Origin of the sequence: Halobaculum sp. D14 (genome assembly GCF_051195135.1) — an archaeon.
Classification (GTDB): domain Archaea; phylum Halobacteriota; class Halobacteria; order Halobacteriales; family Haloferacaceae; genus JBNTKA01.
On record NZ_JBNTKA010000003.1, the window covers coordinates 172704 to 185111 of the forward strand.

Sequence of the window (12408 nt, forward strand, 5' to 3'; positions counted from 1 at the left end):
CCCGTGCAGTGAGCCGGTGAGCGGAGCGACCGCCGAACCGACGTGGGGACGATGGGCTACCGCGGCCGGCGTCGACTCGGCGGAATCAGCCCTCGGACCGACCTGATGCGCGGTTCGGTCGCCGCGTCTCAGAACTGTTGGTTCAGCCGAGATTCGGACGATTTGACGTTTCTCGCCGCGGAATCCCGTTCTCTGCTGTGATACTTGGGGAAAGCCTTTAACGTCGTACCGGGAGTGTAGTTCGGTAATGGCAACCGACGACGCGGAGGCACCGTCGTCGACCGGGTACGACGACGCGACTGAGGGTCGGGGGGACGACCCGAACGACGTCGTCGGCGAGTACACCTGGGTGGAGTATCTCCGCGAACACGGACAGTCGGACGCGGCGGACGACCTCGCCGACCGCGTCAGCATCGACGCCGGACAGCGGGGCGACGGCGACCGTGCCCCGACAGCCGACGCCGCGGGCGACGAACCGGTCGGCGGCGGGACGCGGGCGGTGACCGACGAGGACCTCGACGCCGTCGGCGTCGACTCGGAGGCGCACCTCGGCTTCCCGCTCGCGGACCTCCCCGACAGGCTCGCCGAAGCCGCCGGCGCCGCCGCATCCGTCACCGCTCAGTCGCCGCTCATCGGCTACGACGAGACGCCGGTCATCAAGGACATCTACGGCTGGGCTGACTACCGGCGGCAGGAGTTCCTCGACGAGGACGGCGATCCGCCGACCGACGACGAGGACGAGCCGCTCGAGTTCACCGACGCGGACAAGGCCGAGGCGCTCGGGTTCGACCCGTCGGGCACCGAGAACGTGGTGAGCCGACTCGGCGACCGCGCCGCCGAACTCGACGACGTCGTCGACGAGCGCACCGTCGACGTCAACCCGGAGTTGGACGAGGACGACTTCTTCTCCGACGAGACCGGCGAGACGACGGTGACGAACCGGTACGACCTGGAGAAGTCCGTGCCGCTCCGCAAGAAACAGCACTTCGAGGAGATCGAGCGGTACTGGGTGAACGAGCCGTACTCGTTCGTCATCCTGTTCCACTCCACGAAGGAGAACGAGACGAAGTACTACGTCGTCGAACCCCACCTCAACGAGATCGAAGACGAGCTCACCGAGTTCATGGAGGGGAAGCTTCGCGCCGCCATCAAGTACGCCGACGAGGGCGCGGTCGCCTCCGACGAGGGGCACCGCCGCGAGACGATTCGCGAGGAGACGTACGACCTGCTCGAACGGTACGACCTCTACGAGCGCGAACGGGACGGCCAGCTCGGAAACCAGGTGGCCGACGCGCTCGGTATCGAGGAGAGCGACGGCGCCGCGTGGCGCGTGATTCAGGCGCTCGGCTTCGAAGAGCCGCGGCTCGAAGAAGGGCTCGACGGCATCGCGGCGCGGCCCGAACCGGCCGTCGTCGCGGAGGACCCGGACACGCTGACGGCGTACACGGTCAGGAAACTGCTGTACTACCTCGAACGCGACTTCATCGGCTACGAGCGCATCGACGGCATCAAACACGACATCAACGTCGAGGACATCTCGTGTGACGGCTACAACAGCCCGGTGTTCGTCTACCACTCGGACTACGAGCAGATCATCACGAACATCTACCACGAGGAGACCGAACTTGACGACTTCGTCGTGAAGCTCGCCCAGCGCTCCGGGAAGGGTATCTCGAAGCGCCGGCCGCAGGTCGACGCGACGCTTCCGGACGGGTCGCGCGCCCAGTTGACGCTCGGCACGGAGGTGTCCGACCACGGGACGAACTACACGATTCGGCAGTTCAAGGACGTCCCGTTCACGCCAATCGACCTCATCAACTGGTCGACGTTCAGCCTCGACGAGATGGCGTTCCTGTGGCTCTGCATCGAGAACAACAAGAGCCTCATCTTCGCCGGCGGCACCGCCTCCGGGAAGACCACGAGCCTGAACGCCGTCTCGCTGTTCATCCCGAGCAACTCGAAAATCGTCTCTATCGAGGACACCCGGGAGGTCGAACTGCCCCAGCGGAACTGGATCGCGTCGGTGACGCGGCCGTCGTTCAGCGACGACGACAAGGGCGACATCGACGAGTTCGACCTGCTGGAGGCCGCGCTGCGTCAGCGCCCCGACTACATCGTGATGGGCGAGGTGCGCGGCGAGGAGGGCCGGACGCTGTTCCAGGTCATGTCGACGGGGCACACGACGTACACGACGTTCCACGCCGACAACGTCGGCGAGGTGCTGAAGCGGTTCACGACCGACCCCATCAACGTCTCGAAGACGATGTTCACGGCGCTGGACCTCGTCTCCATCCAGACGGCGACCCGGGTGAAAGGGAAGAAGGTGCGGCGGAACAAGTCCATCACCGAAATCAACCACTACGACGCCGAGAACGACGAAATCAACGTTCAGGACGTCTACCAGTGGCAGGCGGAGACGGACGAGTTCCTGAAGATGGGGGACTCGAACACGCTGCAGGAGATCATGTTCGACCGCGGGTGGAGCCGCGAGAAACTCGACGAGGAGCTGTTGAAGCGCCGCGCGGTGCTCGCGTACCTCATCGACCGCGGGCTCAACACGTACACGGAGGTCGCGGCGACGCTGCAGGCGTTCATAAACGACCCGGAGACGATTCTGGCGCTGATGGCGAACGGCGGCCTGGAGGCGAGCCTCGAAGACCTCCGGGAGATGGAGTCCGTGCTCATCGACGTCGACCAGGAGAAAGAGGAGATGGTGCCGCGGCCGGAGGCGGACGAGACGATGCTCGAACAGACCGACCGCATCCTCTCGGAGGCCGACGACCTGCTCGACCGGTACCGCGGCGAGATGCCGGACAGCGTCGCCGAGGCGCTGCTGTCGGTCGAGCCCGAGGGCGACGTGGAGGCCGAGCCGGGCGCCGGCGAGGACCTCGCGGCCGAAACCGGCGCGTCGACCGCCGGCTCCGGGACCGACTCCGACGATTCGGCCGGGGCGGACCGCGGCGTCGACCCCGCGGACGAAGGCGCCGGCGTCGACGCCGGCAGCGACACCGACGCCGCCACGGACGCCGGCGACGACCCGGCTCTCGGCAGCGACGCGGACTCAGGTGGCACCACGGACGCCGACAGCGACGCGAACTCGGGCGGCGACGCGGATGCAGCCCCCGAGGACGCGTTCGACGCGGTCGACGAGTTCGGTGACGGCGGGGCGGGCGACGTCGGCGGTGACGACACCGCGACGGCGGACGGCGGCCCGACCTCCGGAGGCGACGCGTCCGACGAACGCGGCGACTCCGACGACGTCGACGCCGACCCTGGCGAAATCGACGAGTGGGGCTTCGGAGAGGTCGAACACCCCGAGGACGAGGACGGAAGCGAGCGCGAGGACGAGTAGATGAGTCTCGACGCAAACAGCAGCTTCGCCGACACGCAGCGGTTCGCGGACGCGTTCTACCCGCTGTTCACACGGCTGTTCGACGAGGACGGCGACTTCGTCGCGAACGTCGAGGAGAAGCTGACGGAGGCGCGGATGGGGCAGCCGGTCGAGCTGTACCTGTCGCGGGCGCTCGGCGTCGGCGTCCTCGTCGGCGGGGCGCTGTGGGTCGTCGGCGCGCTGTTCGGCTGGGCGCTGTTCGCGTTCGGCATCCTGTCCGCCGAAGGAATCGGCCTCGGGATTCCGGTGCCGTCGCCGGAGGCCGCCGCGCTGCTGCGGAGCCTGACGGTTCCCGCGGCCGTGCTGGTCAGCGGCGTCGTGTTCGGCAGCATCGGCTTCGGCCTCGGGTTCGGGACGCTCGCCGGCATCCCGTACCAGCGGGCGAACACCCGGGAGCGCGAGATAAACATGCTGCTCGCGGACTCCGTCTCGTTCATGTACGCGCTGTCGGTCGGCGGGCTGAACCAGCTCGAAATCCTGGAGTCGATGGCGAAGGCCGACGACACGTACGGCGAAGTCGCGCGGGAGTTCCAGAGCATCGTCCAGGAGACGCAGTACTTCGGCACCGACTACCGGAACGCGGTGCGCGAGCAGGCCGTGGAGACGCCGTCGGACGAACTCAGCCAGTTCCTGACGGACATGCTCTCCATCATCAACTCCGGCGGCGACATGGAGGCGTTCCTGAAGGACAAAAAGGAGAAGCACCTCCGCACCGCGAAACAGCAGCAGGAGCTCACGCTGGAGACGCTGGAGCTGTTCGGGGAGATGTACATGACGCTGTCGCTGTTCCCGCTTCTGCTCATCATCATCCTCGTCATCATGTCGATGCTGGGGCAGAGCCAGACGCGGCTGCTGTTCGGGACGGTGTACCTGTTGACGCCGCTCATCGGCGTCGGCTTCCTCGTGCTCGTCTCGACGGTGAAACAGGACGAGGTCGGCAACGGCTACCTGTCGCCGCAGGACGTCGACGAGCAGTTCACGCAGTCCCAGCAGCAGGGGCTGTTCCACCTCGGGCTCGTCGAGTCGTTCACCGGTCGGTTCGGCCTGTTCGACCGCATCCACGACCGCGAAGGGACGCACAAGACGAAGGAGCTGCTCGGCGCGCCGCACCTGTTCTTCCGGGAGCATCCGCTGTACACGCTGGCGCTGACGGCGCCGGCCGCGCTGGTGCTCGTCGGCTTCGCGGTGGCGTCCGGCGCGGCGCCGCTGTCGTGGGACGGCTTCGTCGCGAACCCGGTGTGGGGGACGTTCATGTGGGTGTACGTTCCGGTGTACGTGACGCTGGTGCCGCTGGCGGCGTTCCACGAGTGGAACGAGCGGCGGCGCGCCGGCATCACCGGGAAGCTCTCGGAGAACCTCCGGAAGCTCTCGTCGGCCAACGACACCGGGCAGACGCTGCTCGAATCCATCGAGACGGTCGCGGAGACGTCCTCGGGGAGCCTCGCCGACGAGTTCGACGTGATGTACGCGAAGGTGAACTACGGGATGAGCCTCCGGGAGGCGCTCGTCGAGTTCAACAACAAGTACCACATTCCGCGGCTCGCCCGCACCGTGAAGCTCATCTCGGAGGCGCAGGAGGCGTCCAGCCAGATTACGGACGTGCTGACGACGGCCGCGCAGGCGTCGGAGAACCAAGACGACATCGAGCGCGAACGCCGGTCGCGCACCCGGATGCAGGTCGCCATCATCCTGATGACGTACCTGACGCTGCTCGCCGTCATGGCGATTCTGAAGGTGAAGTTCCTCGACGTGATGGCCGGGCTGACGGCGCAGGCGGGCGGCGGCGGGGCGACCAGCGGCGTCGGCGGCGGCGGCCTCGCGAGCGGCGGCTTCGCCGGCGGCGTCGACGTCAAACAGCTCTCGGTGCTGTTCTTCCACGCGGTCACGCTGCAGGCAATGATATCCGGGTTCATCGCGGGCTACATCCGGAGCGCGGACATCATCTCCGGCGTCAAGTACGTCGTCGTGCTGTTGACGGTCGCGCTCGGTGTCTGGGTGGTCGTCGCATGAACTGCGGCGGCGACGAGCGCGCGCAGACGACGCTGGATTACGCCATCGGCGTCGGTGTGTTCCTGCTCACGCTCGCGTTCGTGTTCGCGTTGTTCCCGGCCGTGTTCTCTCCGTTCCAGACGCCGGTGTCGACCGCTGAAACAGTCGGCGCACAGCGCGTCGCTGACCAGGTACAAGAGGAGATAACCGGACCGGGGGTCCGACTCAACACCACAGCGACGACGGAGTTTTTCAGCGAGACGTCCGCGGACGAACTCCGCGAACGGTACGGGCTCCCGCCGTTCTCTCACGTGAACGTGACGCTACAGGGACGCGGGGAGACGATGGGGCATCGGTACGGTGACGCCCCGGTCGTCATCGCTCGGCGCATCGTCGTCGGCACGGGCTGTGATCCGGCGTGTGAACTGGAGGTGCGGGTCTGGTGACGCGTCGCGGGCCGACCGGTGACGGAAACAGCGGGCTGTTCGGCGGCCGGTCGCGGGGTCAGGCACACACCCTCGAAGGCGTCATGGCCGCGTTGCTGGTCGTGATCGGCGTACTGCTGGCGTATCAGGCGATCGTGTTGACGCCGACGACGGCCGGCACCGTCGACCGCGACGTCACCGCTCATCTCGGCACCCGCGTCGGCGACGTGTTGCGCGCGGCGAACGACGACCGCGCTATCTCACGTGTCATGCGGTACTGGAACACGTCCGGCTACAACGGCACCGGGTCGTTCAAGGCTCCTGCAGGAGTGACTGTTCGGCGCGGCCTCGGATACAAGTTCGACACGCCACCCGGCCGGTTCGGCAGGCTCCTGAACGAGTCGTTCACCCAGAACGGATACGTCGTCAACGTGTACCTGGAAGCCCGTGACGTGTCTAACCCGACCGAGACGACGACGTACCCGCTCATCAAGCGAGGCCAACCGACGAGCAACGCCGCGGTCGCGTCGCTGACAGTGACGCTGTACGACTACCAGTACCAGACCCGGCTGGCGGCGAACGGCACACTGGTCCCGGACGAAAACTCGGCACGACTCGGGAGTCTCAGCGACGACCGGTACTTCGCCGGGGACCTCGACGGCCCGGTGTACAACGTCGTGACCGTGAAGGTGGTGGTGTGGTGATGGTGGTCGACGAAGCGGACCGCGGCCAGCTGATGCTCGTCGGCGCGATCACCATCGCCATCATCTTCCTCGGACTGGTCTCGGTGTTGAACGCCGGCTTGTTCACGGCGAACGTCGCACCGCGGGCCGGGCTCTCGACGACGACGGGCGCCGAGACGTTCGTCAGCAGCGTCCGGAGCGACGTCGCAGTCCTCCAGGGCGCGGTCGCGGAGGAGTCGGTCGAGGGGGAAGTGTACCTGCGCGAGCCGGCGCTCGTCGACGCACTCGGCACGTACGAGGGCTACCTGTACAAATCGGTCGGCAGTAATCGGCCCGCAGGCGTCTCGGTGTCGTTGAATCGGACCCGGGGACGCGGGGGGCTCCTCGTCGACGAGAACCCGGAGACGGAGTTCGACCCGGCGTCCGGCACAGACGCGAGTTGGACGCTCGCGACCGACGTCACCGAAACCGACGGGACTGTCACTGTCTTCGAGTTCCCGACGCACAACGCTTCACAGACGGCCACGTTCACGGTCTCCGCCACCGACCCGGACGACGAGTGGTACCTCGACTTCTACTGGGACCAGTCTGCGAATCAGGCGTACGTGCAGACGCGTGACGCCACGGGCGTCACTGACACCTGCGCCCTCTCACAGGCGCGAAGAACCAACAGCTCCGGCGTCACCGTCTCGCTCGAGAACGGCAGCGTCGTCGGCGCACCGTGTTCGGTTCCGGTACCACAGGATGCACTCGACGAACCGTACGAACTCTCGTTCGACCGGACGGGTCCGGAGTCGGCTCGTGCGGAGGGAACGTACCGATTGGCGGTGAACGGAACCATCCAGTCCGGCCGATTCAACAGCCCGTACGCGTCCCCGTACGTCGTGCCGCACGTGGAGGCTGCCTACCTCGACGTTCGGTACACCACGCCACAACTCACGTACACGACGACGATTCGCTCCGAGCCGGTTCCCGCGTCGGTTCCGTCGCCCGCGCTGACCGGCCGCGGACTCGTCTTCGTGAACGACACCGCAACCGCTCGGCTGGGAACGCTGACGAGCCACGAGGGCCGGGTCCGCTGGTACAACGTGACTGACGTGCCGGTTATCGGCGCAGCCGACGTCGACCTCGACGGGGATTCCCGGGTGGAAGTGCCGTACGTGGACTCGGACGGCGCGGTCCGCGTGGTCGACGCGGCGAACGAGTCCGCGACGCTCACCGGGGTTGGAACCGCAGAAACCGTGGACACGCGGCTCGCGGTGGGGACGTGGCACGGCAGCGGACCATCGGTGTTCTACGTTGGAGACGGCGGCAACCGCGTCTATCGCGTCACTGGCGACGCCGGGCCGTTCGAGGTGCTGCAAGACTCGAACAACGGCGTCTCAGCGGTCTCCGGCCCGGGGGACATCGACGGCGACGACGCCCCGGAGTTCGTCTACGTCGATGGGAGCCAGCAGCTCCGCTACCTCGACGACGACGGAACCGTCGGCGTGAAAATCACCAACGGGGGCGTCGGCCAGAACTACGGACCGGGCGTCGGTCGCCCTCACGACTTCGACAACAACGGTGAGGCCCGAATACCGTTCGTCGGTGGCAGCAACAACCTCAAACTGATCGACGCGGCCGGGAACTCGGTGTCGCTCGTCGGCGGGGTCGACAAAGCGCCGATCGCGGTCGAAGACGTCGACGGTGACGGCAACGCCGAAATCGTCTACCTGAAAGGCGGGACCGCGTACTTCCTCGACGGCGTCGGGACCGGCAGTCCGACGGAGCAGCAACTGGAGCGGCAGACGATCAACGGAACGACGCCGGTCACTGCGAGACAGGGTCCGGGGGTGGCCTGATGCGGCGTCGAGATTCGGAGCGCGCGCACCTCCGTGACGACCGCCGCGGCGTCTCAGTTACTGTTTCGCACGCGCTGACGATCACGATCACCGCGGTGCTGATGACGGGTCTCGTCATCGCCGCATCGGGGGCACTCGCGGAGCAACGACACCGGGCTGCAGAGTCACAGCTGTCGACGATCGGGCAGCGGCTCGCGTTCGAACTGGAACGAGCGGCGTCGCTGGCAGCGACAGGTGAGTCGACGACCGTCACGCTTCTGACGGACCACACGGCCCGCGTCGTCGGCGGTAGCTACCGGGTCACGCTCACCAGCGACGCCGCGGTCTGCGCGTCGCCGCCGTGTCTCGCGTTTCGCATGGACGACCCAGAGGTTTCGCTGACGGTGAGTGTCACGCCAGCGCTCCCGGTGACGGAGTCAACCGTGTCGGGCGGCCGAATCCGAATCGTGTACGACGGAACGCTCCGGCTGGAGGGCGTCTGATGCGTCGTCGACTCAGCGGCTGGCTGTCCGCAGACGACCGCGCAGTCTCCGAGCTCATCGGGTACGTCCTCGCGTTTTCGGTGGTCGTCGCCTCCATCGGCGTGGTCTACACCGCTGGATTGGACAGCGCCCGGCAGTACCAGCAGCACGAAATCGAGCAGAACGCCGAGCGGGCGTTCGTCGCGCTCGCGGAGAGCCTCAACGACATTCAGCGCGGCGACGCACCCGCTCGGAACGGCGAGGTGCGCCTCGCCGGCGGAACGCTGTGGATCGACGAGGGCCCGCGTCTGACAGTCACAGTCGCCGACGCCGGCGGTGGCACCGTCGTGTACGACGACCGGGTCGGTGCGATCGCGTACTCGGTCGGCGACACCACGGTTCTGTACGCCGCTGGTGCCGTCATCCGAGAACAGCGACGCGGCGGCGCAACCGTGCCGGCCAGGCCGCGGTTCCGCTGTACGGATCGGCAGGCGGTCGTCTCGTTCGTGACCGTGACGGCCGGGAGCGCCTCCGGGCGATCCAGCCAGGGGTCGGTGCTGATTCAGGCTGACGGCCGGGGGACGGATCTGCTGTACCCGTTCGCCGGCGAAACCGCTTCCGCGGACTCCGTCTCGGTCACCGTCGGTGCGAACGCGGACGCGTGGGGACGGACGCTAACCGAGCGCGGCTGGACCCGGTCTGGCGACAGCTTCACCTGCACCACCGACCGCGTCGTCGTCAGGCGAACCACCATCGTCGTCGACTTCCTCTGAGACAGTGGCTTCCGGGGGCGGTTAGCCGCCGTCGTTGATGCGGACCTGGCTGACCGTGACGTGCACGAAGAAGTTGTTCTCCGCTTCGTCGGCCCGCTCCAGTTCGAACAGCACGACGGCGTCGTTGTAGTCGGGGTCGCCCGAGCCGCGTGCGTCGTCCGGGTTCGCGTTCTCCGTCGACAGCTCGTAGATGAACAGCGCCTGCGTCTCGGACAGCTGAACGTGCTTCGACCCGTTCTCGTCGTACAGTCGCTCCTGACCGATAATCTCGGTGATGTTCCGCTGGTACCCCGCGGCCTCCGCCCAGGTCGGCAGCTTTTCGCCGTCCGTCAGAATGACGAGGTTGCCGTCCCCCTCCTGCGAGGAGTTCACTGTGATCCACTTCCCTGAAGTGTCGGTGGGGCGCAACTGCCTGTAGGTGTAACCGTTCCGAGTCGTCGTGTTGTCGGCCTCCTCGTAGTCTTCACCGTACCACGAGGTCGCCGCGACCGTCACGTTCGCGCCGGCGCTCCCCGAGAACTGGTACGTGTATTGTTCAGGTGCGTCAGGGTCGTTAACGTTGTGGCGAATCGCCCACGGCACGCTCTCGCCGGCGTTCGGCGCCCACGGGGTCACGCGGTCACCGTCGACGATGACCGACATCGTGATCGGCGTATGCTGGATGTAATCGTAGATCCGTCCGTTCAGTTCGGTGCCGAGCACTTTCACGGACGCCGTGAAGTTCCGGTCGACCTGCACCTGTGAGTCTCCTGCTGCCCAGGTGCCGCCCATCCGGACGAGCGAGACGGTGACGCTCCGATTCGCGTGGTCGTAGGTGACGTCGTCGGACATCCGCTCGTTGAGGTACTTCCCCCAGCCTTTGTAGAACTGGCTGTGAACGGTTAGCGTCAGATTCCTCGGCGGATTGCACGGGGGCTGTGCGAACGTCTGCCTGATCTGTCTGGTGCGGGCCCGCGAAGCCGAGACGTTCTTCGTGACCTTCAGGGAGTCAACTTCGCCGATAGACACGTTCGCGAGCGACACCATCGGGAACGTGATGGTGCCGTTTTTGTACTGGAGCGCCGGCGGAGACACCATGCTGACGTCCCCGTTCCGTTTCCGCCACACGCCGCCACCTTCGTACGCGACCTTGCCGCTGCCTTCGACGGTTTTGACGATGCTCCCCATCGTAATCTCCACGCGGCACGTAGCGCGGTCGTTGACGGTGATCGTGACGGACGACCCCTTCCTGACGCGCACCGGCGAGTCCGATTCACCGAAGATGACGACCTGCCCCCCCTGCCGACCGTACGCGACGCGGCTCATCCGCGAGTCGGCCTGTCGCATCTCCAGGACCGCCTGCTCCATCGTCACCTCCTGTGTCGCGTCCTGAATCGCCATCCCGCCCAGGAGCGTCACAGTCGCCGCCGTGGCGATGACCAGCCCGAAGAGAAGAACAACGCCGATGACCTCGGATTGTCCGCGGTCCCCAGCGTCCATACGTAGTACAGTCGACGCGGACAAATAAAAGAATTCGCCCGTTGGGTCTCACCAGTGATATTCGGCTACTCGCCGACCTGCTCGATCACGTCGAGTTCGCTGCGCAGCCACGCGGCCGCTGCGGCAACCTCGTCGGCGTCGGTCCCGGTGACTTTGACGCGCGTCGGCTGGTCGGCCGGCGACGGATAACTCCCGATTGCGACGTCGAACCGGTCGTTCGCCGCCGAGAGCTGCTCCGTCAGCGCCCCCTCCGGCGCCGGCGTGTACAGCGCTGTCGACGTGACGTCGCCGCCGAACTCGTCTGCGACCCCGTCGAACACTGCCCGCATCTCCTCGGGCACTCCGGGCAGCACGTAGACGTCCCCGACTACACAGCCCGGCGCGAGCCCCGCGGGGTTGTCGAGCGGCCGAGCGCCGTCGGGCAGCGCCGCCCACGCTTCGAGGTCCAGGTCGAGGTCGTACTCGTCGACGACGTCGGGGTTGGATTCGGCGTACGCCCGCGCCGTCTCCGTGACGTCCGTCAGCACCGACCCCTGCACCGTCAGTTCGACGTCGAACGCCTCCGCGACGGCGCGCATCGTCACGTCGTCGTGCGTCCCGCCGAGCCCGCCGGTCGCGACGACTGCGTCGAACCGGTCGCGCCACTCGCGCAGGTACTCGACGATGACGTCGGTGTCGTCCGGCACCACCAGGATGCGGGTCACCGACGCGCCGCGCTCCGTGAGTTGGCGCGCCAACCACGACGCGTTCGTGTTCTCCGTGTCGCCGGCGAGCAGTTCGTCGCCGACGGTGAGTATCGCGACGTCCACTACCCGACTCGACGACGGTGACGCCGAAAAATCACTCGGCGGAACGCGGAAAGCGCCGCGTGGCGAGCGGCACGTCGGGGCGCAGAGCCAGCAGTGCAGAGCACGTGGGTGGACGTACCGGTAGCAGAGTTCCGCGTAGACGGGGAACGCTTTTGTGGGAAGAATATCGCAGTGAGGGCCGTGCCCGCACCCGATGCCCTCGAAAGAACGAAGCGCGCCGCCAAAGCCGGCGGCGCGCCCGCCGTCGTCACCGCCGGAATCGCCGCCGGCGCGGCCGGCGTCGCCGGCGAAGCCGTCGAGACGAAAACCGACCCCGTCGCTCGCGCCGTCGCCGGCGCCGTCGGCGCAGACCCGCATCTCGGGCCGGCGCTGCTGGTCGTCGTCTCCGCCCTGATTCTCGTCGTGGCCTTCGTGGCGCCCGGCCTGTTCGACGACGCCCGGTGAGAACGCAGGGACGACTCGGAGCGAGCCTCCGTCTGCGCCTCGCCCCTCGACTCGGTCCGGCGCTGGCAAGTGTTGGCCCGGTAACTGTTTTTACGGAGGGTCGGTGCAGT

General features: G+C 67.1%; 10 protein-coding genes. 8 read left to right on the top strand and 2 right to left on the bottom strand.

All coding sequences use genetic code 11. The features are described 5' to 3' along the window. Positions 1-247: 247 nt before the first annotated feature. Genes ACQUST_RS11765 through ACQUST_RS11795 form a run of 7 tightly spaced genes read left to right on the top strand, consistent with a single transcriptional unit; the run spans position 248 to position 9566 of the window. A complete protein-coding gene (locus ACQUST_RS11765) occupies positions 248-3352 on the top strand; it encodes an ATPase, T2SS/T4P/T4SS family (RefSeq protein WP_435128617.1) in 3105 nt (1034 codons plus the stop codon). Beyond that, positions 3353-5401, top strand: coding sequence for a type II secretion system F family protein (locus ACQUST_RS11770; protein WP_435128620.1), 2049 nt, complete (start codon positions 3353-3355; stop codon positions 5399-5401). Next, positions 5398-5826: a DUF7287 family protein gene (locus ACQUST_RS11775; protein WP_435128623.1), complete on the top strand. Its 429-nt coding sequence runs from the start codon at positions 5398-5400 to the stop codon at positions 5824-5826. The genes ACQUST_RS11770 and ACQUST_RS11775 overlap by 4 nt, the downstream gene beginning before the upstream one ends. Next, a complete protein-coding gene (locus ACQUST_RS11780; RefSeq protein ID WP_435128626.1) occupies positions 5823-6509 on the top strand; it encodes a DUF7288 family protein in 687 nt (228 codons plus the stop codon). The genes ACQUST_RS11775 and ACQUST_RS11780 overlap by 4 nt, the downstream gene beginning before the upstream one ends. Further along, the gene (locus tag ACQUST_RS11785; protein WP_435128629.1) at positions 6509-8332 is read left to right on the top strand and encodes a hypothetical protein; all 1824 of its coding nucleotides are present in this window, start codon (positions 6509-6511) and stop codon (positions 8330-8332) included. Before ACQUST_RS11780 ends, ACQUST_RS11785 begins: the two co-directional genes overlap by 1 nt. Further along, positions 8332-8814, top strand: a complete 483-nt coding sequence (locus ACQUST_RS11790; protein ID WP_435128632.1) for a DUF7266 family protein — start codon at positions 8332-8334, stop codon at positions 8812-8814. Before ACQUST_RS11785 ends, ACQUST_RS11790 begins: the two co-directional genes overlap by 1 nt. Next, positions 8814-9566, top strand: a complete 753-nt coding sequence (locus ACQUST_RS11795) for a DUF7289 family protein (protein WP_435128635.1) — start codon at positions 8814-8816, stop codon at positions 9564-9566. Before ACQUST_RS11790 ends, ACQUST_RS11795 begins: the two co-directional genes overlap by 1 nt. A gap of 21 nt (positions 9567-9587) precedes the next feature. Here ACQUST_RS11795 and ACQUST_RS11800 read toward each other — a convergent pair whose 3' ends face one another. Both ACQUST_RS11800 and ACQUST_RS11805 read right to left on the bottom strand, forming a co-directional pair. Continuing rightward, entirely contained in the window at positions 9588-11045 is a 1458-nt protein-coding gene (locus ACQUST_RS11800; RefSeq protein ID WP_435128638.1) for a DUF7289 family protein, read from the bottom strand. A 65-nt stretch (positions 11046-11110) separates the two neighbouring features. Beyond that, positions 11111-11854 carry a competence/damage-inducible protein A gene (locus tag ACQUST_RS11805; RefSeq protein ID WP_435128641.1) on the bottom strand — a complete coding sequence of 248 codons (744 nt, stop codon included), beginning with the start codon at positions 11852-11854 and terminating at the stop codon, positions 11111-11113. A gap of 180 nt (positions 11855-12034) precedes the next feature. On the opposite strand from ACQUST_RS11805, the gene ACQUST_RS11810 reads away from it, so the two are divergent. Beyond that, positions 12035-12298, top strand: a complete 264-nt coding sequence (locus ACQUST_RS11810) for a hypothetical protein (RefSeq protein ID WP_435128644.1) — start codon at positions 12035-12037, stop codon at positions 12296-12298. The last annotated feature ends 110 nt before the right edge of the window (positions 12299-12408 follow it).